This is a genomic window from Bhargavaea cecembensis, assembly GCF_001619585.1.
Taxonomy (GTDB): Bacteria; Bacillota; Bacilli; order Bacillales_A; family Planococcaceae; genus Bhargavaea; species Bhargavaea cecembensis_A.
On record NZ_LQNT01000010.1, the window covers coordinates 202,977 to 225,020 of the forward strand.

The 22,044-nt window shown below is 53.6% G+C and carries 23 protein-coding genes; 15 read left to right on the forward strand and 8 right to left on the reverse strand.

Going from position 1 to position 22,044, the window contains the following annotated elements; all coding sequences use genetic code 11:
• Positions 1 to 32: 32 nt before the first annotated feature.
• Together AV656_RS10385 and AV656_RS10390 are read right to left on the reverse strand one after the other, a co-directional pair.
• Positions 33 to 254 carry a DUF1128 domain-containing protein gene (locus AV656_RS10385; protein ID WP_063181654.1) on the reverse strand — a complete coding sequence of 74 codons (222 nt, stop codon included), beginning with the start codon at positions 252 to 254 and terminating at the stop codon, positions 33 to 35.
• Between the two features lie 111 nt (positions 255 to 365).
• Positions 366 to 1,751 (reverse strand): alanine/glycine:cation symporter family protein, encoded by a 1,386-nt coding sequence (locus AV656_RS10390; RefSeq protein WP_063181656.1) that lies wholly within the window; start codon positions 1,749 to 1,751, stop codon positions 366 to 368.
• Positions 1,752 to 1,987: 236 nt separating this feature from the next.
• Between AV656_RS10390 and AV656_RS10395 the strand changes: the two genes are divergently transcribed.
• Positions 1,988 to 2,533: a hypothetical protein gene (locus tag AV656_RS10395; protein WP_063181658.1), complete on the forward strand. Its 546-nt coding sequence runs from the start codon at positions 1,988 to 1,990 to the stop codon at positions 2,531 to 2,533.
• Between the two features lie 26 nt (positions 2,534 to 2,559).
• Positions 2,560 to 3,528 carry a YihY/virulence factor BrkB family protein gene (locus tag AV656_RS10400; protein ID WP_063181660.1) on the forward strand — a complete coding sequence of 323 codons (969 nt, stop codon included), beginning with the start codon at positions 2,560 to 2,562 and terminating at the stop codon, positions 3,526 to 3,528.
• Positions 3,529 to 3,557: 29 nt separating this feature from the next.
• Here AV656_RS10400 and AV656_RS10405 read toward each other — a convergent pair whose 3' ends face one another.
• From AV656_RS10405 to AV656_RS10415, 3 genes are all read right to left on the reverse strand, one after another.
• A complete protein-coding gene (locus AV656_RS10405; protein WP_063181739.1) occupies positions 3,558 to 5,450 on the reverse strand; it encodes a heavy metal translocating P-type ATPase in 1,893 nt (630 codons plus the stop codon).
• A gap of 192 nt (positions 5,451 to 5,642) precedes the next feature.
• Positions 5,643 to 5,822 carry an SE1561 family protein gene (locus tag AV656_RS10410; RefSeq protein WP_063181662.1) on the reverse strand — a complete coding sequence of 60 codons (180 nt, stop codon included), beginning with the start codon at positions 5,820 to 5,822 and terminating at the stop codon, positions 5,643 to 5,645.
• A 387-nt stretch (positions 5,823 to 6,209) separates the two neighbouring features.
• Positions 6,210 to 6,596 carry an OsmC family protein gene (locus tag AV656_RS10415; protein WP_063181664.1) on the reverse strand — a complete coding sequence of 129 codons (387 nt, stop codon included), beginning with the start codon at positions 6,594 to 6,596 and terminating at the stop codon, positions 6,210 to 6,212.
• Between the two features lie 83 nt (positions 6,597 to 6,679).
• Here AV656_RS10415 and AV656_RS10420 point away from each other — a divergent pair, with 83 nt between their 5' ends.
• Positions 6,680 to 7,843 (forward strand): MFS transporter, encoded by a 1,164-nt coding sequence (locus tag AV656_RS10420; RefSeq protein WP_156484846.1) that lies wholly within the window; start codon positions 6,680 to 6,682, stop codon positions 7,841 to 7,843.
• A 79-nt stretch (positions 7,844 to 7,922) separates the two neighbouring features.
• Here the strand turns inward: AV656_RS10420 and AV656_RS10425 are convergent, their stop codons facing one another.
• Both AV656_RS10425 and AV656_RS10430 read right to left on the reverse strand, forming a co-directional pair.
• Entirely contained in the window at positions 7,923 to 8,717 is a 795-nt protein-coding gene (locus tag AV656_RS10425) for a polysaccharide deacetylase family protein (RefSeq protein WP_063181668.1), read from the reverse strand.
• A gap of 48 nt (positions 8,718 to 8,765) precedes the next feature.
• Positions 8,766 to 9,662 (reverse strand): TIGR01777 family oxidoreductase, encoded by an 897-nt coding sequence (locus AV656_RS10430; protein WP_063181670.1) that lies wholly within the window; start codon positions 9,660 to 9,662, stop codon positions 8,766 to 8,768.
• A gap of 110 nt (positions 9,663 to 9,772) precedes the next feature.
• Here AV656_RS10430 and recX point away from each other — a divergent pair, with 110 nt between their 5' ends.
• From recX to AV656_RS10445, 3 genes are read left to right on the forward strand one after another with little or no spacing between them, the layout of a single operon-like run.
• Positions 9,773 to 10,591, forward strand: coding sequence for a recombination regulator RecX (gene recX / locus AV656_RS10435; RefSeq protein ID WP_063181671.1), 819 nt, complete (start codon positions 9,773 to 9,775; stop codon positions 10,589 to 10,591).
• Complete coding sequence (locus tag AV656_RS10440; protein ID WP_063181673.1) at positions 10,584 to 10,913, forward strand: YfhH family protein; 330 nt, start codon at positions 10,584 to 10,586, stop codon at positions 10,911 to 10,913. Before recX ends, AV656_RS10440 begins: the two co-directional genes overlap by 8 nt.
• Before the next feature lie 5 nt (positions 10,914 to 10,918).
• A complete protein-coding gene (locus tag AV656_RS10445; protein ID WP_063181675.1) occupies positions 10,919 to 11,188 on the forward strand; it encodes a YfhJ family protein in 270 nt (89 codons plus the stop codon).
• Between the two features lie 50 nt (positions 11,189 to 11,238).
• On the opposite strand, the gene AV656_RS10450 is transcribed toward AV656_RS10445, so the two are convergent.
• Positions 11,239 to 12,225 (reverse strand): metal-dependent hydrolase, encoded by a 987-nt coding sequence (locus AV656_RS10450; RefSeq protein WP_063181678.1) that lies wholly within the window; start codon positions 12,223 to 12,225, stop codon positions 11,239 to 11,241.
• 114 nt (positions 12,226 to 12,339) lie between these two features.
• Between AV656_RS10450 and mutY the strand changes: the two genes are divergently transcribed.
• From mutY to AV656_RS10495, 9 genes are all read left to right on the forward strand, one after another.
• On the forward strand, positions 12,340 to 13,392 hold the full coding sequence (mutY, locus tag AV656_RS10455) for an A/G-specific adenine glycosylase (protein WP_197462241.1): 1,053 nt from the start codon (positions 12,340 to 12,342) through the stop codon (positions 13,390 to 13,392).
• Positions 13,393 to 13,514: 122 nt separating this feature from the next.
• Positions 13,515 to 13,757 carry a gamma-type small acid-soluble spore protein gene (locus tag AV656_RS10460; protein WP_063181680.1) on the forward strand — a complete coding sequence of 81 codons (243 nt, stop codon included), beginning with the start codon at positions 13,515 to 13,517 and terminating at the stop codon, positions 13,755 to 13,757.
• A gap of 137 nt (positions 13,758 to 13,894) precedes the next feature.
• On the forward strand, positions 13,895 to 14,440 hold the full coding sequence (locus AV656_RS10465) for a DUF402 domain-containing protein (RefSeq protein WP_063181682.1): 546 nt from the start codon (positions 13,895 to 13,897) through the stop codon (positions 14,438 to 14,440).
• Positions 14,441 to 14,519: 79 nt separating this feature from the next.
• Positions 14,520 to 16,256 (forward strand): ABC transporter ATP-binding protein, encoded by a 1,737-nt coding sequence (locus AV656_RS10470; RefSeq protein WP_269447387.1) that lies wholly within the window; start codon positions 14,520 to 14,522, stop codon positions 16,254 to 16,256.
• 198 nt (positions 16,257 to 16,454) lie between these two features.
• The gene (locus AV656_RS10475) at positions 16,455 to 17,483 is read left to right on the forward strand and encodes a processed acidic surface protein (protein WP_063181686.1); all 1,029 of its coding nucleotides are present in this window, start codon (positions 16,455 to 16,457) and stop codon (positions 17,481 to 17,483) included.
• Between the two features lie 3 nt (positions 17,484 to 17,486).
• Positions 17,487 to 18,152 (forward strand): class D sortase, encoded by a 666-nt coding sequence (locus AV656_RS10480; RefSeq protein ID WP_063181688.1) that lies wholly within the window; start codon positions 17,487 to 17,489, stop codon positions 18,150 to 18,152.
• Between the two features lie 212 nt (positions 18,153 to 18,364).
• Entirely contained in the window at positions 18,365 to 19,381 is a 1,017-nt protein-coding gene (locus AV656_RS10485) for an ABC transporter ATP-binding protein (protein ID WP_063181689.1), read from the forward strand.
• Positions 19,356 to 20,375, forward strand: a complete 1,020-nt coding sequence (locus tag AV656_RS10490; protein WP_063181690.1) for an ABC transporter ATP-binding protein — start codon at positions 19,356 to 19,358, stop codon at positions 20,373 to 20,375. The genes AV656_RS10485 and AV656_RS10490 overlap by 26 nt, the downstream gene beginning before the upstream one ends.
• Complete coding sequence (locus tag AV656_RS10495; protein WP_063181695.1) at positions 20,372 to 21,988, forward strand: ABC transporter substrate-binding protein; 1,617 nt, start codon at positions 20,372 to 20,374, stop codon at positions 21,986 to 21,988. Before AV656_RS10490 ends, AV656_RS10495 begins: the two co-directional genes overlap by 4 nt.
• Positions 21,989 to 22,044: the final 56 nt, after the last annotated feature.

Below are 22,044 nucleotides of genomic sequence, written 5' to 3' on the forward strand. Positions count from 1 at the left end.
CTGCCGAAGCAGTACGGGGGACGAAGTATCGCTCATTTGCGCAGGCTGCCCAGCTCGGCTGCGATTGCCTGCATCTCACTCGGGCTGAAGTTGTTTCGCTTCATAACCATGTCATAGATGTCACGAAGATCTTCGTAGTCGGATGTGTTGAAGTGCTCGGACTTCATTGCATCGACATTGACCATGCGAAGTTTATCCTTGATCGCGTTGATCATATACTCCACGTTTTCTGCAGTGGGGTTGGTAAGGTCCATTTGTGGTGTTCCTGCCTTTCATCGGATTGCCATCATTCTCACACTAATAGAATACAAAGTCAAACAGCCACCGGGAACATGAGATCCCCGGTGGCCGGATGGGTAAGGCAATCAATCGTTGGAAGAGTTGACGGCCGGAACAGCAGCCAATTCTGCTTCTTTCTCTTCCTTGATTTTGTTCTGGAAGCGCCTGGTCTCGGCTACGATGACACCGGACAGGCCGAGGAGGCCGATCAGGTTCGGAATGGCCATGAGGCCGTTCATGACATCGGAGAAGAGCCAGACCACATCAAGTGTGGCGGTGGCGCCGAAGTAGACAACCACTACGAATACCAGACGGTAGAACTTAAGAAGTTTCGGATTCGGGAAAAGATACTGGAAGCACTTTTCTCCGTAATAAGCCCATCCGAAAATCGTGGAAGCGGCGAAGAAGACGATGCCGAGTCCGACAATGTACTGTCCCGCATCTCCGAAGAATGTTCCGAACGCCATGGCTGTAAGCGTTCCGGCTTCGGCCCCTTCATCCTGCCAGGCGCCCGACATGACGATTGTGATGCCTGTGATCGAGCAGATGATCAGGGTATCGAACAACACCTGGGTCATCGAGATGAGCGCCTGTCGGCCAGGCATATCCGTCCGGGCTGCTGCAGCTGCAATCGGAGCGGAACCGAGGCCGGCCTCGTTCGAGAAGAGACCCCGGGCAATCCCGAAGCGGATGGCTGCACCGACTGCTCCGCCGGCGAACGACTCAATGCCGAACGCATAAGAGAAGATCGTAGCGAACGCAGAAGGGACAAGGTCGAAATTCGTGATCATGATAATTGCACCGGCAATAAAGTAGAAGAGAGCCATGATCGGAACAAAGAAGGCGGCTACCCGGCCGATCGACTTGATCCCTCCGAGGATGACGGCCCCCGCGACGACCATCAGGACAAGGCCCGTGACCCAGTACGGCGTGTTGAAGTTCATGTTCATGGCATCTGCAACTGCTTTGGACTGTGTCCCGTTCCCGATGCCGAACGCGGCAAGTGTGCCGAACAGGGCAAAGCTGACTCCAAGCCAGCGTGCCTTCAGGCCATGTTCGAGATAGTACATCGGCCCGCCGGCCATCTGGCCGTTGGCATCCTTTGTGCGGTATTTGACGGCAAGGATCGCTTCACCGTATTTGGTGGCCATTCCGAAGAAGCCGGCCAGCCACATCCAGAAGACCGCGCCGGGACCGCCGAGGACAACGGCGGTCGCAACACCCACAATGTTTCCGACTCCGACGGTCGCCGCCATGGCGGTCATCAGTGCCTGGAACTGTGAAATATCGCCTTCCGCTTTTTTATCATGCTTGCGCGAAAATACCTGTTTTAAAGAATAGGGCAATAAACGCACCTGAATAAATGCAAGCCTGAAGGTGAGGAAAATACCGGTACCTACAAGCAGGACGAGCAGCCACGGTCCCCATACGATGCCGCTGAGTGATCCCAGGAATTTCTCTAGAGCTTCCATTTTTGTTCCCCCTTTTTCTTCGTGATCGTTTCCCCCAAAAAATGATGCTGTCTTGTGAAATCTGCTCTATATCACCTACTGTTCTATATCACCTTAGAACTAATATTCCGAAAGTTCAGCTCTCCCGTCAAGACCTAATTTTAAAATGGGCATCGGCTCCCTTGTTTGTGCCCGGAAGAGTGAGGGTATAATGGAGTATGCAAATCGTCTAAAACACAGTTATGGAGGGATTTTTGATGGCAGGAAGCAAATTTGGCAAAATGGTGCTCATCGGCGCGCTTACCGGCGCGGTCATCAGCATGTTCGACAGGACAACACGGTCCGAAATGTCACGCCGCGCAATGGGGCTCAGCGATGATGCAAAGTACTACATGAAGAATCCGGACGTTCTCCGCTGGAAAATTCAGGACAAGTCCGACAAGCTGAAGGCGCTCTATGAGCAGTTCGACTCCGATAAGCGCTATCTTCAATCGAAGGCGGCAGAACTGAAGGAATTGACGCCGACGGTGAAGACATTGGTGGAGGATACGAAGACGGCGTTCGTCGATTCGAAGGATGCAGTCATGGAAGCCAAAGACGACTACAAGCAGATGGCGACAACGGCGTTCAAGGGCAACCACCCGGGCACGGATCAGACATTCGTACCGGAAGAGGCATACGCCGGCGGTCAGGTCGACGGCGGCGCGAAGAAAACAGGCACATCAAAAGGGACATTCGTGCCCGAGGAAGCTTATCGTGAAGGTCAGGTGGCCGGAGAAGCGCGGGACAATATGAAAAACTGATGCACGGGATAGGGGGCGGATGATTGATGGCGGATGATAAGAAGCTGGACACGGGTGCGGCCAGCCGGGACGACAACCTAAAAGACAAAGTGATGGGATTTGTGGAGGACGTGAATGAGGGAGACCTGGAGCGCTTTGATGTGACGACGCGCCATGGCTTCTTCAAGGAACTCATCACCCGAATCAAACTTGTGGATGTCGTCGGGCTGGGTTCGCAGCTGGCTTACTTCTTTCTGCTATCGCTGTTTCCGCTCCTGATCTTCATGCTTACGCTTTTGCCGTATTTGAACATCGACCAGTCGGCACTGTTTGATTTCATCAAAGAGTACGCGCCGACGAGTGTCTATAATATGATCGAGACCACGTTGGGTGAGGTGCTGAACAATCGGAGCGGTGGCCTGCTGTCACTCGGTATCATCGGTACCATCTGGTCAGCTTCCAATGGCATGAATGCACTGACAAGGGCACTCAACCGGTCGTACTTCTCGCATGGGAAGCGGTCATTTATCAAAAAAAGGGTCTTGTCGATCGTCTTCACCCTCATGCTGATTGGCGTAGTGGTGGTGGCCCTGGTCCTGCCGGTATTCGGCGAGCAGATAGGCCGGACCCTCTTCTCCTACATGGGACTTGATGAGGAATTCCTGACGGTCTGGAACAATATCCGCTGGACGATTCCGCCGCTTTTGATCTTTGCGGTGTTCACGCTAGTTTATTGGCTGGTGCCTGCTGCAAAGGTCAGAATCATTGATGCGATTCCGGGCGCGGTGTTTGCAACAGTCGGGTGGCTCCTTTCCACCTCGGCATTCTCCTATTATGTCAGCAATTTCGCCAATTACTCAAACACATACGGCAGCATCGGTGCCATCATTGTGCTCATGATCTGGATGTATCTCTCTTCCATCATCCTGATTCTTGGCGGGCAGGTTAATGCCGTCATGCAGGAAAGACGGGAAGAAAATAAAGCTAAAGCCAAAAGTGGCGCTGTCGGGGTATGACCCCCGGCAACGCCACTTTTTCTTTTTGTTCAGTCGCCGCTTTTCAGCAGCCGGAGGCCGTTCAGGATGACCAGAATCGTACTGCCTTCATGGCCCAGGACGCCGAGGGGAAGGTCAATCACTTGCATGAAATTGGACAGCACAAGCAAGAGAATCACAGAAATCGAAAATACAATATTCTGTTTTACAATCCGGTTCATCCTGCCGGATAGCCTGCTGGCGTATGGAAGCCGTCTCAAATCATTTTTCATCAGGACGACGTCTGCGGTCTCCAGAGCCACACCCGTACCGTCGCCCATTGCAATACCAATCGATGCGGTCGCAAGGGCCGGGGCATCATTGATCCCGTCACCAATCATGGCTACCTGCCCATAGACCCTCTCAAGCTCTTTTAGTCTGGCGACCTTAGTCTCCGGCAGGCATTCTGCTGTGTATTCGTCGATTCCGGCTTCTTTGGCAATCGCCCGTGCCGTCTGTTCATTGTCGCCGGTCAGCATGACCGTACGGATGCCGAGTTCCCGCAGGGAGCCCAGTGCTTCCACGGCTTCGGGGCGAAGTGTGTCTTTGAGTGCGGCAAGTGCCAGTATGCCATCATCGCCACGCATGAAAACCACTGTTTTCCCCTCATTTCCCAGCCGTTCCAGCGCGCCGTCCGCAAACTCGGCAGCTTCCTCCTTGCCGACGAATCCGGGTTTGCCGACTTGATAGGTTTTCCCCTCCCAATTCGCTTCCAGACCTGATCCCGGGATATCACGGATTTCAATTCCCTTTAGCAGTCCGGCTCCTTCCTTCTCCGCAAAAGCCTGAATCGCCACAGCAAGCGGATGGGAAGAGAGTGACTCGATCGTTCGCAGTAGGGAAAGGGTCTGCCGGCGGTCCAGTCCCTCTCTGACAATCAGATCTGTCACTGCAGGACGACCTTCCGTTAAGGTGCCGGTCTTGTCGAATGCAATTGCTTTAACAGAAGACAAGCTTTCCAGGTGACTTCCGCCCTTGAACAAAACTCCATGGCGCGCGCCATTTGATATGGCGGATAAAGTGGCGGGCATGATCGAAGCGACAAGTGCACAGGGAGATGCGACAACCAGCAGTACCATTGCCCTGTAGATGGTATTCGTCCAGTCCCAGCCGAACAGGTAATGGGGCAGAACCATCATAATTGCTACAACCCCGAGCACTGCGTAGACATAAGTGCTTTCAAACCGTTCGATAAACTGCTGGGAAGGGGACTTTTCGCTTTGAGCCTTTTCCACAAGATCAATGATCTTCTGGAAAAGGGTATCCGAACTGAGTTTATTGACCCGGACGGTCAGCGCACCGCTCAGGTTGATGGTTCCGGCAAACACATCATCGTCCCGGCCTTTCTCAAGAGGCAGTGATTCCCCGCTGATGGCGGATTCATCAATTGAGCTCATTCCGCCCTGGATATTGCCGTCGACCGGAATCCGTTCTCCTGGCCTGACGAGGACCAAATCACCTATCCGGATGTTCGCTGTTCCGACGCGCTCCGTCGAACCGTCTTCCTTCAGCCGCCAGGCTTCCTCCGGTTTGAGATCAAGCAATGCGGAAATCTCTTTCCGGCTCTTTTCCATCGAGTACGACTCGAGCGCGCCGCTCACTGCGAAAATGAAAATGAGGATGGCGCCTTCCGTCCAATAGCCGATGGCAGCTGAACCGATTGCGGCAAGGATCATCAGAATCTCGACATTCAATGATTTGCTCCGAATGGTTTCGGTAATTCCTTCTTTCGCCTTGGCATACCCGCCAATCACAAAAGCCAGAAGATAGACGATGGCCGAAGCTGTCCCAAAGCCTGCTGCTCCGATAAGATACGCAGTGATGATCAGGGCGCCTGCTCCCAGGGCGGCAATCATCTCTCCGTTGAGCCAAGCAAAACGCTCCGGTTTTTCACGCACTGCCATCTGATGGGCAATTGTCAACGGAATCCCTCCTATCATTGAGAATGAGACTGGTTATCAGAGTTCCCCATATAGCACAAAAGCCGGTTTCCCGGGTCGGGAAACCAGCTTTCATCCTATTCTTGGTGCTTTTTCTTCTGTTGATATCTTTATTTTACCATTATGCGGCAGTGCCGGCACGGCATATGCCCAATTTTAGTTTTCGCTGTCCCTGAGCTGTGCCACTTTGGCGTCGATCTCATCGATCATCAGGATCAGCCGGTCGATTTCCTCCAGATCGGCCGTTTCCGGCTCCAGATGATTAAGCGTCTCGAGAAAATCGCTGAGCCGTTCTTTCAGCAGGTCCATCTGTTGCTTGTGTTCAGTCGGTTTCATCAGTACACCTCAATTCCTATGGTTGATTTTAAATGGAAACTGTGCGGGAATCAACGCCCGGCAGAAAAGGGCTTTGCTTATCTTTACCCGGCTGCCCGGTTGAGGAAGCCGGCCGAGGAAAAAAATCCGAAAAAAACGAAGATTGAATATTTACAAAAGTTTAATAACGTGTTAACATGAACTTAACTTAAACACAGAGGGGAGGCCAAGGTGGAAAAGTCGGAATTGAAATCCTGAACGAAAGCGAAGGAGGGGATTCGGACATTTCACGGGCGGATTCGCCCCCTGAATGCGATAAAATGGACAATTTAAATAGGTGCAATAGAAGCTGAAGCCCAGCCGTCCGGAACGCCGGAGGGACTGGGCTTTCTTAGTGCAGCTTATTGGTCAGCGGATGACTTCATAAGTTTCACGAATGTCGATCGCGTCTTTGACGGACTGGACCATCGAACAGTTTTTCGCTGTGAGTTCCATGACGCGGGGCATCTTGGATTCTTCGATGTCCGCACCCTTGATTGTAAAGTGGAGATGGATGCGTTCGACACGGTCCGCGATGTCTGGATTGCGGTGGACTTCCTTCACTTCTATCCGGATGTCCTCTGCCGGCATTCGCATTTTTTGGAGCACCTTCCTCATCACACCCCCGCTGCAGACAGCAATTGATGAGACAAGCAGCTGGTAAGGACGGAAGCCGTGCTCATCTTTGGGCGAGATGGTCAGTGTGCCGAATTGCGTGGCGGTTTCAAAGCCATGTTCAGTCATGGAAAACTTCATCTGAATCCCTCCTTGGTATGATAGAATTGTACAGGATTTGACTGCCGGATTCGAACGGAATGCCGGTACGGGAGGCTTCATCATTGGCTGCACGGCTTTCGGAAAGGACGAGATTCTGGATTCTCGTCATCATCGTATCCATATCCGGATTTTCACAAGGGATGCTCCTGCCGCTGATTTCCGTCATCTTCGAGCAGGACGGGATCTCATCCACTCTAAACGGGCTTAATGCGACCGGTCTTTATATCGGCACTCTGCTGATCTCCCCGTTCATGGAGGCGCCGCTCCGGCGTTTCGGCTATAAACCTGTTATTGTCGTGGGCGGCCTGACCGTGTTCCTTGCCCTTTTCCTGTTTCCCCTTTATAAAAGCATCACGTTTTGGTTTATCCTTCGCCTGGTGATCGGGATGGGGGACAACGCGCTCCATTTCGCCACCCAGACGTGGATCACGAGCACTTCCCCTCAGGCAAGGCTCGGGCGGAACATTGCTGTCTACGGCCTCATGTTCAGTGCCGGCTTCGCTGTCGGGCCGCTTTTCGTTCCGCTGATCGGCATTTTTGAGGGGCTTCCGTTCATCGTGTCGGGTGCCCTTTGCATGGCTGCCTGGTCACTCGTCTTTTTCCTGGACAATGACCGGCCGGAAGCCGTTCAGGAAAAGGAAGCAGTCATGCCGTTCCACAAGAGGGTGATGACGACGCTAAAGTATGCGTGGGTCGCATTCATCCCTCCGTTCGGCTACGGGTTCCTGGAATCTTCGCTGAATGCCATCTATCCGGTTTACGCCCTCCGGACGGGGATCGATGTGGGGATGGTATCGGTCATCCTGGCCTCCTTCTCGGTCGGAGCGATCCTGTCCCAGATCCCGCTCGGTATGCTGAGTGACCGGATCGGCCGCCGCAATGTCCTCTTATTTGCGCTGATCGGCGGGACCGTCGCGTTCTTCGGGGGAGGACTGGCAGGAAGCCGTGAATGGGGCGTGCTGGCTGCCGTCATGATTGCCGGCATGCTCGTCGGTTCCACGTTTACGCTCGGCATTGCTTATATGACGGATCTCACACCGAAGCCGTTCCTGCCGATGGGCAATCTTCTTTGTGGAATCTTCTTCAGCATCGGGAGCCTGACGGGACCCGTACTGGGTGGGGTCATCGTCGGATCGGGCACGGATTATCTGACCTTCATTTCGCTGTTCGTCGCTGCACTTTTCGCCGCTTTCCTGTTTGGGAAGACCAAGCCGAAAGAAGCGTGATCAAAAAGGTGACACCGGAAAATACATACATACACGAGAAACGGCAAGGACGTGAGGTCCTTGCCGTCTGTTCGTTGCATTACATATCCGGCATGAATGCTTCTTCCACCAGCCCGTCAAGCGTACCGAAGGTGTAGCCCTGTTTTTTGGCGTCACGGATAAAGTCAGGCAGTCCGTTGGAGTTGTCCGGGGAGACGGTATGCATGAGGATGACCGCGCCCGGATGAAGTTGCTTCATCAGTTCATTATAAGCATACTGGCCGCCCTGTTTCTTGTCCCGGTGCCAGTCGATGTACGCCACCGACCAGAAGATATGGCGATAGCCAAGCTTGTTGCCGGTCTTGAGCACCTGCTCGTTGAAGATTCCTTCTGGCGGCCGGGCGTAATGCGTCCGCTTGACGCCGGCGACTTCGCGGAGGCGGTCATCAAACTTTTTCCATTCGGCCTCCATTTCCGCAGGGGACATTTTTGCCATATTCGGGTGTCCGTAGGAGTGGTTGCCGATTGTATGGCCGTCCTTGACCATCCGTTTGACAAGGCCGTCCGCGCTGTTCAAGTAATGTCCTGTGAGGAAGAAGGTCGCGGATATGTCTTCTTTTTTAAGCGTATCCAGGATCGATTCGGTGTACCCGGCCTCGTAGCCGTTGTCGAACGTAAGATAGACAATTTTCTTATCCGGCGAACCTTTATAGAGCGCACCGTTTTTCTCAAGGAGGGTGTTCAACTCCGCGCCCGCATCCGGCGGGATTCCGTCTGTTGCTTTTTTAAAGCCCCAATGGAACTCGCCAGCTTCCGCCGTGAATGGGCTCATCACCAATCCTGCGGCAATGAGGACCGCTGCCATCACGAAACCTGCTATATGGTTTCTGAACATAAAAACGCAACCTTTCTTTTTGCTTTAGGTTGCGCATTCGGACCGGGTTTATTCGTTTTTTAAAATGTCCCTGAGTGCCTCTTCCGCATCGGGAAATCGGAAGAGGAAACCGTGAAGGCCGAGTTTGGACGGGGCGACGCGCTGGCCCTCCAGGACAAGTTTGCTTTTTTCTCCGAGTGCCGCTTTCAGCGCAAATGCCGGAACAGGCAGGATGTGGGGCCTGTTGAGCACGTGTCCAACTGTCCTGCCGAACTGTTTCATGCGGAGCGGATTCGGCGCGACGGTGTTGACCGGTCCTGTGACCGGAGTGTTTTCTATTGCGAACAGGATGGCTCGCGCCGCGTCCAGCACATGGATCCAGCTGACCCACTGCCTGCCGGAGCCGACGGTCCCGCCGCCATAGAGCCTGTACGGCAACGCGATCAGCGGCAGGGCGCCTTCATCTTTGCCAAGAATCACACCAAATCGCATGAACACGGTCCGGACCCCTTCTTTTCCCGCTTCTGCCGCGCGGTGTTCCCATGCTTTCACGACGTCCGCGAGAAAATCATTGCCGGCGGGACCTTTTTCATTGTAAATGGCGGTTTCGGACGTCGGATAAAGACCGACCGCACTTGCATTCACAAGGACGTCCGGTTTGCTTTCCATAGCCCGGATGATCCTGACGACCTCGTCGGTCGCCGCAATCCGGCTCGAGAGGATGTCCTGTTTCCTGCGTTCTGTCCATCTTCCGGCATTGATCGAGGTGCCGGCCAGGTTGACAAATGCATCAATCGGACCGAGTTCCTTTTCGGGCCTGGCTCCTTCCATGAGGTAGCCGACCATCCGGTGATCTCCTGCCACCGGGTGTCTGGTCAGGATGAGCACTTCATGTCCGCTTTCTTCCAGCATTCTGACCAGAACGGAACCGAGGAATCCTGTCCCGCCCGCGATGGCCACTCTCATATCCGCATCCCTCCATTTTCAACCAGTATACCCGTTTTTCCGCCCATGCCGCATGGATGAAGGAATCTCTCCGAACAGGTATAATGAATAAGAAGATTGGGGGTACGGCAATGCCCGAAATCACCAAGATTTCAACACAGAAAAACAATGCGGAACGATATAATATTTTTCTTGACGGAAAATACGCATTCAGCACCGATGAGCAGGTACTGATCCAGTTCGGCCTCATGAAGGGGAAGGTGCTCGACGACTGGGAGATTGATGAGATCATCTTTGGAGACGAGATCCGCAAAGCCTATAATAAGGCGCTCCACTTTCTCGGATTCCGCATGCGCAGTGAGCATGAGGTAAAGGAGAAACTGATGGCTTCCGGATTTGGAGAGGCAGTGGTGCTTGAGGCGATCAATAAGCTGAAGGAGCAGAAGTTCCTGGATGATGATTCATTCTCCAAAGCGCTGCTCGAGACCCGCAAGCGGACCGCCAAAAAAGGACCGGGAGCGATCAGGCAGGAGCTGGTCCGGAAAGGGATCAGCAAGGAACTCCAGGAAGAAGCCCTTGAAGCGTTCACCGAGGAAGAGCAGCTGGAACTGGCGGAGGAACTGGCAAGGAAAGTGGCAACTCGCTCTTCCGGCAAAACACCGCAACAGATCCGGCAGAAAATCCAGGACTCCCTCATGCGCAAAGGCTATTCGTATGATGTGATCAGTACTGCCATCGAGCGGATTGAATCCGAACTCGAGCCCGAAGAAGACGAGTGGGACGACCTCACGGAGAAAACGGGAGAAAAAGCGTGGCGCACATACAGCAGAAAGCACAGCGGACCGGAGCTCCGGCGCCGCGTGCAGCAGGCAATGTACCAGAAAGGCATCCCGCCGGACCGGATCAGCCGGTTCATCGAGGCGAAGGAGGACGAATTGGAAGATGAATGAGAAAAACTATAGCGAGATGACGGAGCACGAGCTCAGGCAGGAAATCGCACGCCTGAAAGAAAAGGCCCGCAAGGCGGAGCAGCTCGGCATCATCAACGAATTTGCGGTATACGAACGAAAGGCGCTTATGGCCCAGGCTTACATGATGGACCCGAACGAGATCTTGCCGGGGGAAGTGTATCGGATCGTCGGCGATGAGGGAAACTTCTTTCAGGTGGATTATCTGAAGGGACGTTTTGCCTGGGGCCACCGTCTTGGCGGCGAGCTTCATACGGAAGCCCTGCCGATCTCAATGCTGCAGAACCTCAAGAAAGGAAAGTGATCCAGATGTCACCGGATCTGACCGAACGTCTGGCCGTGCGCCTGATGGAAGGCAACGATCAGCTGTCCGCCCACAAGGCAAGGATCTGGATCGAGCTCATGGCGTCTGACATCGAAGCCTCCTATGCCAAGGCCGGCTACGGAATGATGGAGGAGGAACAGGTTTCCCAGATGATCATGCGGTGGATCGATGCCTACGGGAGTCGGCTTGATGAATTTGTCGCCTCAAACCCGAAAATCAGGGAACTGCTCGGAGAAGATGGATTGCTCCACTGAATTCGCACGTAAAAAACCGCCAGGCCTTCCCGGCCCGGCGGTTTACATATTCAACCCTCTTCGTGGGCGAAACTCAGTTTTTTCCTCAGTTTATCCTCACTGAAGATCCAGCCGGTGAACGAATTCCGGATCTCCATCTCGTCATCGATATGGGCGACCGCGACAAACGGATAATATTCCTTGCTTCGGTAGCGCAGGTCGATCAGCCGAACTTCGCAGACGGTACCGAGGTCTGTGATCTCCCAGCGGTAGATCGGAGAAAATGCAAGGAACGCCCGGAGGTTGGGGTCCTTGAAGGCGGTCCTGACGAGTTCGTTGTCAGGAATCGGCCGGCGCGGAAACGCGTCGAGGATCGTGATGGAGCGGCCAAATGCCCGGCCCACGTAATGGTAGTTATCGGAGCAGGCTGCGATGCGCCACTGGTAAAACCGCATCGTCGGGGCGATAATGATGTCGCTGGCATCCGGAATCGTGTTCCGGACTGCATGGCGGACCGCCGCCTGGACGGAAAACCTGATGACATAGTAGAGCGCCAGCAAGGCGTACAGGATCAGCATCGTCAAAACCGGTTCTGCTCCGAAAAACCAGGCGGCCAGTGCCACAATATGTGCAAAGAAGATGATCGGGTCAAAGGTGTTGATGACGCCGATTGCCACCCACCGGTCCGAGAACGGCCGGAGCGCCTGCGTCCCGTATGAGTTGAAAATATCCACAAACACATGGAGAAACACCGCAAGCTGTGTCCAGAGCCAGAGATGGAGAAGATCTGCCTCAGGCAGGATCAGCGCGAGGGGAAGCGAGATGAAAAGCGGCCAGGCAAGGACCATCGGAATTGAATGAGTGAATCCCCGATGGTTCCGGATGTACACCGCGTTGTTCTTGAGCTTCAGGACGGTGTCCACATCCGGTGCCTGGGATCCGAGCATGAGTCCCGCATAGACGGCGGTCGCCGTCGGAGCATGCTCCGCCACAAGAGGGTCGGCTTGTGCCAGTCCGCAAAGCGCAAGCCCCATGACAATATGGGTTCCCGTATCCATCCGCGGCTTCCCCCTTTCTGTACGGGCGCCTTTTTGGCGCCGCAATCTACACACACTAATATACCCTTGAATGTTTCAGCGTAATCGTAACATACCACGAACAGGAGGCATTTCGTGAAGCCGTTGGATTGGAAAGAAGAATTCAGGGAAGCGCTGACGGGCTGGTACCGCGAAGAGAAGCGGGACCTTCCGTGGCGGCGCACCCGGAATCCGTATCATATTTGGATTTCTGAAGTGATGCTTCAGCAGACCCGTGTCGACACGGTCATCCCTTATTATGTACGGTTTACCGAGCGTTTTTCCCAGATGAAAGAACTTGCATATGCACCGGAAGAGGAACTGATGAAAATGTGGGAAGGGCTTGGCTATTACTCACGGGCCCGTAATCTGCAGTCGGCCGTGAGGGAGGCATATGAGACCTACGGAGAAGTGCCGCCGGATCCGGAGCGTTTCGGCAAGCTGAAAGGCGTCGGACCCTATACGGAGGGAGCGGTCATGAGCATCGCGTATGGTATTCCGGCGCCCGCGGTCGACGGAAACGTCATGCGTGTGTTATCCCGCATCCTTCTGATTGAAGAGGATATCGCCAAGCCGAAGACCCGCCGCCTGTTCGAAGAGGCTGTCATGGAACTCATCGATAAGGAAGATCCGTCCTCGTTTAATCAGGGCCTGATGGAACTCGGTGCCGTCGTCTGTACGCCAAGGCGGCCGAAGTGCCTTCTCTGCCCGGTGAGAGAGCTCTGCGGCGCTTATCACGAGGGCAGAGAAGAAGAGCTTCCGGTCAAATCGAAAAAGAAAAAACAGCAGTCTTTCCCGCATACCGTCATCGCCGTACAGGACCGGGAAGGCCGGTGGCTCATGGAACAGCGGCCCGAAGAGGGACTTCTCGCCGGCATGTGGCAATTCCCGACGGCTGAAACCGCCGATCCGGAAGAAGCTGTCCGGATCATCTCCGAACGCCACGGCCTGTCGGTCGGTCCGCTTAAAGAAGCGGTCCGTTTCCGCCATGTGTTCACCCACCGGATCTGGGAAGTTGCGGCGTACACCACATCCGTCCCTGATGGAGGAACTCCAGGACTCCGGAGCGGCTGGTTCCGGGCGGAAGAACTCGACATGCTTACTTTACCCAATCCGACGAAAAAGGTGAGGGCGGCAATCGGGTTGTGAGACTCATTTCGGGGAGCGGAAGTGTACTCCCGTCCGAAATGCCTTTAAAAAATGAAATAAAATCCAGTTGAATATTCCACTTGCCTGCGAGCCATCTTAATGAGCACGGAGGTGAGAAATCCATGACGAAGAACAACGACAGGCAGCGTAACCAGCAGGAGGAGCGCAACCAGCGCAACAACCAGCAGCAGCCTCAGCGTGAAGAATTTGGCACTGAGACGGACATTCAGCAAGTTCGCAAACAGATCCGTAACGAAGAGTTCGGTTCTGAAACGGACGTGCAGCAGGTTCGTCGCCAAAACCAGCAGTCTGAAGCCAAAAAGCAACAGAACTCTGGTCGCGCGAACAACCGTTTCAACAAATAACGGAATGGATGGAAACCACCGGCCGGCGGGGCAATATGCCCTGCCGGCTCTTTTTGATTTCGCTTTCAGGGGTTCATTGTTATAATAGGTAGATACAAAATCATTCCGAACAGCCGTCAGACAAAGGTGGGTTGATTATGGCAAACCCGAAAGAAGGGGAAACGGTCCAGATTCACAGCTACAAGCATGATGGTAAAATCCATCGGGTCTGGCAGGAAACGACGGTGCTGAAAGGAACGCGCAATGTAGTGATCGGAGCAAACGAGCGCACGCTGGTCATTGAATCCGACGGCCGCACCTGGCTGACCAGGGAACCATCGATCGTCTATTTCCACGCGCAGCACTGGTTCAATATCATCTGCATGCTGAGGGATGACGGCGTCTATTATTACTGCAACATGAGCTCTCCCTTCGTCTTTGACAACAACACGGTCAAGTACATCGATTATGACCTGGATGTGAAGGTATTCCCGGACATGTCGTACAACATCCTGGATGAGGATGAGTACGAAGATCACAAGGCGGAGATGAGATATCCCGACGTCATCGACAAGATCCTGAAGCGCAACGTCGAAAAACTGATCGGATGGATCAAGCAGCGGCGCGGCCCATTCGCACCGGACTTTATCGACGTCTGGACGTCCCGTTATGAATTCCAGAAACAGTTCCAGACACGGAAATGACAGCCTGCCCCCATCCGGGCGGGCTGTTCCGTTGTCTATATAGAAAGGATGATGCAGCATCGGCAGTATGAAGCGGTACATGACATTCGTCAAACCGTACACCTGGATGATAATCCTCACGCTATTCATCGGGATTTTAAAATTTGCAATTCCGCTTTTCATTCCTTACCTCATCAAGATCGTCATCGACAACATCATTATCGTTGACACACTGACCGCGGCGGAAAAGCGTGAACAGCTTCTCTGGTGGCTGGGAGGCACGATGCTCGTGTTTTTCCTCGTCCGCCCGCCGGTCGAATATTTCCGTCAGTACTACGCCCAGTACACATCGAACAAGATTCTGTTTGATATCCGGAGCAGCATCTATGACCATCTGCAGAAATTGAGTCTCAGGTATTATTCCAATACACGGGCGGGGGAGGTCATCTCCAGGGTTATCAATGACGTCGAGCAGACAAAGAACTTTGTGATGATTGGGCTGATGAACGTCTGGCTCGATCTCGCCACCATCGTGATCGCAATCGGGATCATGCTGACGATGGATGTGAAACTGACACTCGTGACGCTGCTCGCGTTCCCATTTTACGCATGGAGCGTAAAACACTTTTTCGGCCGTCTGCGTGAACTTACACGGGCGCGTTCCCAGGCGCTTGCAAATGTGCAGAGCTATTTGCATGAACGGGTTTCCGGCATGAGCGTCATCAAAAGCTTTTCGCTGGAAAAACGGGAAAAGGGCCTGTTCGACGAGACGAACGGCGATTTCCTGGATGCCGCGATTGACCATACAAAGTGGAACGCCAAGGCATTTGCCGTCGTCAATACTATCACCGATGTCGCACCGCTTCTTGTCATCACCTATGCGGGATGGCATGTGATCGGCGGAGATCTGTCGATCGGGACGATGGTTGCGTTCATCGCCTACATCGACCGTCTGTACAACCCGCTCCGCCGGCTCGTCAATTCATCCACGACCCTCACCCAGTCGATCGCATCGATGGACCGGGTATTCGAGCTGATGGATGAAGAGTATGACATCACCGACAAACCGGGAGCATCCGTCATGCCGGAAGCGAAGGGCAAAGTGGAGTTCGACCATGTTCGCTTCAGTTATGAAGAAGAGGCCGGTGATGTGCTGAAAGGCATCAACCTCACCGTCCGTCCGGGCGAAACGGTCGCATTCGTCGGAATGAGCGGCGGAGGGAAGTCGACGATCATCAGCCTGATCCCCCGGTTCTATGATGTGACCGGCGGTGCTGTCCGAATCGACGGCCGGGATATCCGCGAGGTGACCGTGCGTTCCCTCCGGAAGAATATCGGGATTGTCCTGCAGGATAATCTGCTGTTCAGCGCATCCGTCAAATCGAACATTCTGATGGGCAAGCCTGATGCTACAGAAGAAGAAGTGATCGAGGCCGCGAAAGCGGCGAATGCGCACGACTTCATCATGGGGCTGCCGGAAGGCTACGACACGGAAGTCGGGGAGCGGGGCGTCAAGCTCTCGGGCGGACAAAAACAGCGCATCGCGATCGCCCGGGTCTTCCTCAAAAACCCTCCGATCCTGATTCTCGATGAAGCGACATCCGCGCTTGACCTGGAGAGCGAAGCGCTCATCCAGGACTCACTGGAACGGCTCGCGCATGACCGGACGACCATTATCGTGGCACACCGCCTTTCCACCATCACCCATGCCGACAACATCTTCGTCATCGACCACGGTGAACTGAAGGAAAACGGTACCCATGCCGAACTGATCGAACAAGGCGGAATCTATCATGACCTGTTCCGTGTTCAGGAACTCGACGTTCCGGATCATTGACTCATTTACGCAAAACCCTGCCCCCTCTATCGGGGGGCAGGTTTTTTATATTTTCGGAAGCTGGTTGAAAGTGATAAAGGACTATCGGATTAATGTAGTTCTTTTGAAATTTATGGGGTCCAAAGAACCATTCCCAAATGAATATTTTGGAATTATACTACTTTAGAAAATATTAAACGAATGTAGAGGAGATAGGTTATGAAGCGTTTGCTGTCGGTACTGCTGGCTTTTGTGATCGGCTTTGGAGCTTTGCCTGCGATGACATTTGCAATTGAGCCGAACGAACCAGAATTTGAAGACTTTCTGAAAAGCATCGGCTGGGAAAAACAAGATTATATCGATTATCTTGAAAGCAAAGAGTGGTATTTGGAAGACTTTGAGTCCGTGGATGAACTAGGTACACCTCTTACCGAGGAATCTATTCAACCCGTACTTGCGGAATTCAACTTAAGCCGTGAAGAGTTAAATGACCTTCTTGTTGAATTTGGCGATTTGGAAGAAGGACAAGACGTACTGGAAGGTACATGGATTATTTTTTCTGAAGAACTTCATGAATACGTCGATTTTTATCTGAATGACTGGGAAGATGCTTCACTTGATGAGCTTTTTGACGAAGAGATCTATGGACTCTTCACGGAAATCGGCCTGACTGATGAGGAACTCGACCGACTGTTTGCTCACCTCGAAACCCTTGACTTCGAAGACCCTGCATTTTTGAACAAACTGATTGAACTCAGCAACAGAATGATGGCCTTTGAAGACTTTGAAACAGCCGATGAACTTTCCGCAGCGCAAATCGCGGAGCTGATCGATATTTTTCATGACTTGCTTAATCTTTTCGAAGTGGAAGCTAAATATTATCTTGTAAAAGACGGCGAAAAGCAAAGCTTGTCGTTTGAAACGCTGATGACGATGAATACAACAAACGGGTATGACCTGCTGATCGAAATCTACAACCGGCAAGGGGCATTTCTTGCAGACGTTCTGTTAACAGCAGACATGTTTGGCTCTGAGCTCATTCGGGAGACCGGAAAAGATATTAAGCAGGCAGAGGAAATCGTTACAACTGTCCAAAAACCCGGAGAATCAAAACAATCCGTCAAAACCATCAAAGGCGGAAAGCTCCCAAAGACAGCTTCCGACTATGCCGGGAAAGCGATGGCAGGACTGGCAATTGTACTGGTTGGTCTCTTCCTGTTCCGACGCTTCAGAGTTAAAGGAATCTGATCAATGAAAGGGTCAAACAAAAGAAGAAGCAGGCGCAGCAAGCGTTTGGTTCTTCTTTCCTTATCTGTTGTGCTGATTGTATTCGGACTGTGGTTCGGGAGTACGAATGCCTATACGTTTTTAAAAGGCTATCTGCTCTTTAAAACAGGCGAAGTGGCCGCAGAAGACTACAGCACAGATCCAAATCCGACAGAGGCCGAAAAAGAAATCAATACAGGGGATCAAATAAAAGAACAGGAACCGGCAATCCTCTACCCTGAACGTCCGAATAAGGGGGAGAATATCGGGGAGCTGATCATTCCGAAATTAGAGGCAAAGCTTCCGATCTACCATGGTACCGCCGAAGAAGAACTTGCAAAGGGAGTTGGACATTTCGACGGCAGCGTTCTGCCTGGTGAAAATGATAACTCTGTCTTATCCGGGCATCGTGATACAGTCTTTCGCAAGCTGGGTGAGGTAGGCATAGGGGATTTGCTTGTTGTTCAAACATCTGCCGGGGAATTTACGTATAAAGTGAAAAAAGTCCGTATCGTTGACAAGGACGACCGGACCGTGATTGTACCCAAACCTAAAGCGGTATTGACGGTTTCCACATGTTATCCGTTTGATTTTATAGGAGCATCACCGGAGCGCTATGTCCTGATAGCAGATTTGGTTTCATCCAAGTAAAAAGCAACTCCTTATACTGGAGTTGTTTTTTTTGGATTCGGTTTCAAAAGTTTAACAGCCCTTTCTATTTTAATGAGGTATGACTTTGTCAGATACTCTTGCAAATTAAAAGGGGATTTGTATAATAAGAGAACGCAGAATCATCAGAAAAATGAAAGCGCATGCAATTGATATATTGCAGAAACCTGCAAACAGACAAAGGGGGAGATGGCATGGACAGCCGACAGAAAGTGCTCGAAGTGAGCGGGCTGCGTACGTCATTCTTCACGGACGGGGGCGTCGTGCCGGCAGTGGATGGAGTGGATTTTGACCTTTACCGGGGCGAGGTGCTCGGAATCGTCGGGGAATCCGGCTGCGGCAAGAGTGTCACATCGCTCTCCGTCATGGGGCTTGTGCCCAATCCGCCCGGCAAAGTGACCGGTGGGGAGATTTTGTACGGGGGAACAGATCTCCTGAAGCTCAATGAACGGAAAATGCGCAAAGTCCGTGGGAATGAAATTGCGATGATTTTCCAGGAGCCCATGACCTCGCTGAACCCGCTGTTCACAATCGGCGATCAGATGATCGAGCCTCTCCGCATCCACCGTAAAATCAGCAAGAAGGCAGCCCGCGGCAAGGCGGTCGACATGCTCCGTCTCGTCGGCCTCCCGCGTGCCGGGGAAATCATGGATGAATACCCGCACCAGCTGTCGGGCGGTATGCGTCAGCGGGTCATGATTGCGATGGCGCTGATCTGCGAGCCGAAAGTGCTGATCGCAGATGAGCCGACGACAGCACTTGATGTCACGATCCAGGCACAGATCCTGAAGCTGATGAAAGACCTGAACGAGCGGCTGGACACGGCAGTACTCCTGATCACACATGATCTCGGAGTCGTAGCGGAAACATGCAGCCGGGTCATCGTCATGTATGCCGGCAAGGTGGTTGAGGAAGGCCCGGTCGGAGAGATTTTCCGGAACCCCCAGCACCCGTATACGGAAGGGCTGCTGAAGTCGGTCCCGGATATGCGGTTCAAGCAGGAGCGGCTCGACCCGATTCCGGGAAATGTCCCGCGCCCCGGATCAATCAAAGCAGGATGCCGTTTTGCAGCGCGCTGTCCGTATGTATTCGGACGATGCACAGAGGAAGATCCCGATCTTTACGATACGGGGGATGGCCACCGTGCCCGCTGCTTCCTGAGAGAAAGAAAGGAGGCGGCTGCAAATGAAGGAGCCCTTGCTGAAAGTTGAGGGTCTGAAAAAGCACTTCCCCGTCAGAAAAGGGGCGCTCGGCCGGGTGAAGGGGCACGTGAAGGCGGTCGATGGCGTCAGCTTTGAAGTTCTGCCCGGGGAGACACTCGGCATTGTCGGGGAATCGGGATGCGGGAAGTCGACGACAGGCCGTCTTTTGATGAGGCTTCTGGAGCCAAGCGGAGGGAAGGTCACTTTCGACGGCAGGGAACTGACGGCACTCGGCGGTGATGAGATGAGGAAGGTGCGAAGAGATATCCAGATGGTGTTCCAGGATCCCTATGCATCACTCAACCCCCGGCATACGATCGGAAAGATTCTCGAGGAGCCACTGCTCGTGCATGGGATGAAAGATCCGAAAGAACGGAAACGGAAGGTCCGGGAGTTTCTCGAGATTGTCGGGCTGAGCGGCTACCACTCCTCCCGATATCCGCACCAGTTCAGCGGCGGCCAGCGCCAGCGGATCGGCATCGCAAGGGCGCTCATGACGAACCCGAAGCTGATCATCGCGGACGAGCCGGTATCGGCGCTCGACGTTTCAATCCAGTCCCAGGTGCTGAATCTGATGCAGGATCTGCAGCGGGAGTTCGGGCTGACGTACATCTTCATCTCGCACGACCTGAGTGTCGTCCGTCACATCAGCGACAGGGTGGCGGTCATGTATCTCGGGCGGATTGTCGAAATCGCGGAGAGCGACCGGCTTTATGAAATGCCGCTTCATCCGTATACTCAGGCGCTGCTTTCCGCAGTGCCCGTGCCGGATCCGGGGTTCGTCCGGGAGCAGATTGTCCTTGAGGGGGATATCCCGAGCCCTGCCGATCCGCCTCCGGGCTGCCCGTTCCATTCCCGGTGCCCGTTCAGGATGGACATCTGCAAGTCAAAGGTTCCGTTGCTGACGGAACAGGAAACCGGTCATTCTGTCGCGTGCCACCTCTATACGGAGGAAGCCCGCGGCGATGATAATAAAAAACTAGTGACGGAGGGGTCATTGTGAAAAAGGGGAAATTATGGACGCTTGCAGTCCTGCTGATTGTCTCCATGGTCCTCGCGGCCTGCAGTGCAGACAGCGGGAACGAAGGGGAGACGGAAGGCGACAACGCAGGCGAGAGCAGTGGGGAAAGCAAGACACTCGTCTTCGGACGCGGCGGTGACTCCGTTTCACTCGATCCGTCCCGCGTGACGGACGGCGAATCGATGAAAGTCGCAGCCAACATCTTTGAGACACTGATTAATTTCGGCGAACAGGATACAACGCTTCAGCCGGGCCTTGCCAAGGAGTGGGAGGCATCGGAGGACGGCCTTACGTATACTCTCCAGCTTGAGGAAGGCGTCAAGTTCCACGACGGCACCGACTTCAACGCCGAAGCGGTTGTAAAGAACTTCGAACGGTGGGCGAACGGGGATGCGGATACCTTCCCTTACTATCAGTCGATGTTCGGCGGCTTCAAGGGGGATGAGGGCCACGTCATCGAAGCGGTGACTGCAGAGGGAGACCATACGGTCGTCTTCACGCTGAAGCGCCCGCAGGCTCCGTTCCTGAAAAACCTTGCGATGACGATGTTCGGCATCGGCAGCCCGGAGGCATTTGAGGCGGACTCTGAAGGATTCGGTGAAAATCCGGTCGGCACAGGACCGTTCAAGTTTGTCGAGTGGAAGCGCAACGATTCCATCACGATCGAGAAAAACGAAGAATACTGGAAAGAAGGCCTTCCGAAGCTGGACCGCGTCGTCTTCCGCTCCATTCCGGACAACGGTGCGCGACTGAATGCACTGATTACGGGTGATATCGACCTGGCAGACGGCATCAATCCGTCGGATCAGGGAACAATCGACGGCGATGACAACCTGCAGCTGTTTGAGCGTCCGTCGCTCAACATCGGCTACCTTGGCATGACCGTGACACGCGAGCCGTTCGGCGACAAGCTGGTCCGTCAGGCGTTCAACCATGCAATTGACAAACAGGCGATCATCGATGCATTCTTCGAAGGGGCTGCAGAGCCTGCGAAGAACCCGCTTCCGCCTTCCATTCCGGCCTACAACGACGACATCGAAGGGTATGAGTATGATCCTGAAAAGGCGAAAGAACTCCTCGCCGAGGCAGGCTACCCGGACGGCTTCGAGATGGAGCTGTGGGCAATGCCGGTTCCGCGCCCGTACATGCCGGACGGCGCGAAAGTGGCAGAAGTCATCCAGAAGAACCTTGCCGATATCGGCGTGACGGCAGAGATTGTTTCTTATGAGTGGGCCACGTACCTCGAAAAGGCAAGCAAAGGGGAAGCGGATGCATTCCTTCTCGGCTGGACAGGGGATAACGGGGATGCGGACAACTTCATCTATGCCCTCCTTGACCAGGACAATATCGGCAGCAACAACTACACGTACTATGAAAACGGTGAGCTTCACGACATCCTGATCGAAGCACAGACCGAAGTGGATGAAGACAAGCGGAATGAGCTGTATGCCAAGGCACAGGAACTCATCCACGAGGACGCTCCGTGGGTGCCGCTCGCGCACTCCACACCGCTCCTTGCAGGCTCGGCTGACATCACCGGCTTCAAGGCGCATCCGACGGGTTCGGACATCTTGAGCAACGTCGACTTCAACTGATGGAGGAGGGGAAGGGCGTGACCGCCTCTTCCCCTTTCCCGTTTATAGAATCTGAA

Bases quoted from the DNA above. Each gene is read 5' to 3' on its own strand.
- AV656_RS10410 (WP_063181662.1), bottom strand. From the start codon at position 5,822: ATGAAACCGACTGAACACAAGCAACAGATGGACCTGCTGAAAGAACGG.
- AV656_RS10440 (WP_063181673.1), top strand. From the start codon at position 10,584: ATGAATGAGAAAAACTATAGCGAGATGACGGAGCACGAGCTCAGGCAG.
- AV656_RS10470 (WP_269447387.1), top strand. From the start codon at position 14,520: ATGACATTCGTCAAACCGTACACCTGGATGATAATCCTCACGCTATTC.
- AV656_RS10425 (WP_063181668.1), bottom strand. From the start codon at position 8,717: ATGTTCAGAAACCATATAGCAGGTTTCGTGATGGCAGCGGTCCTCATT.
- AV656_RS10390 (WP_063181656.1), bottom strand. From the start codon at position 1,751: ATGGAAGCTCTAGAGAAATTCCTGGGATCACTCAGCGGCATCGTATGG.
- AV656_RS10415 (WP_063181664.1), bottom strand. From the start codon at position 6,596: ATGAAGTTTTCCATGACTGAACATGGCTTTGAAACCGCCACGCAATTC.
- AV656_RS10460 (WP_063181680.1), top strand. From the start codon at position 13,515: ATGACGAAGAACAACGACAGGCAGCGTAACCAGCAGGAGGAGCGCAAC.
- AV656_RS10430 (WP_063181670.1), bottom strand. From the start codon at position 9,662: ATGAGAGTGGCCATCGCGGGCGGGACAGGATTCCTCGGTTCCGTTCTG.
- AV656_RS10475 (WP_063181686.1), top strand. From the start codon at position 16,455: ATGAAGCGTTTGCTGTCGGTACTGCTGGCTTTTGTGATCGGCTTTGGA.
- AV656_RS10445 (WP_063181675.1), top strand. From the start codon at position 10,919: ATGTCACCGGATCTGACCGAACGTCTGGCCGTGCGCCTGATGGAAGGC.
- AV656_RS10405 (WP_063181739.1), bottom strand. From the start codon at position 5,450: ATGGCAGTGCGTGAAAAACCGGAGCGTTTTGCTTGGCTCAACGGAGAG.
- AV656_RS10385 (WP_063181654.1), bottom strand. From the start codon at position 254: ATGGACCTTACCAACCCCACTGCAGAAAACGTGGAGTATATGATCAAC.
- AV656_RS10450 (WP_063181678.1), bottom strand. From the start codon at position 12,225: ATGGATACGGGAACCCATATTGTCATGGGGCTTGCGCTTTGCGGACTG.
- AV656_RS10400 (WP_063181660.1), top strand. From the start codon at position 2,560: ATGGCGGATGATAAGAAGCTGGACACGGGTGCGGCCAGCCGGGACGAC.
- AV656_RS10480 (WP_063181688.1), top strand. From the start codon at position 17,487: ATGAAAGGGTCAAACAAAAGAAGAAGCAGGCGCAGCAAGCGTTTGGTT.
- AV656_RS10490 (WP_063181690.1), top strand. From the start codon at position 19,356: ATGAAGGAGCCCTTGCTGAAAGTTGAGGGTCTGAAAAAGCACTTCCCC.
- AV656_RS10465 (WP_063181682.1), top strand. From the start codon at position 13,895: ATGGCAAACCCGAAAGAAGGGGAAACGGTCCAGATTCACAGCTACAAG.
- AV656_RS10395 (WP_063181658.1), top strand. From the start codon at position 1,988: ATGGCAGGAAGCAAATTTGGCAAAATGGTGCTCATCGGCGCGCTTACC.
- AV656_RS10485 (WP_063181689.1), top strand. From the start codon at position 18,365: ATGGACAGCCGACAGAAAGTGCTCGAAGTGAGCGGGCTGCGTACGTCA.
- recX (WP_063181671.1), top strand. From the start codon at position 9,773: ATGCCCGAAATCACCAAGATTTCAACACAGAAAAACAATGCGGAACGA.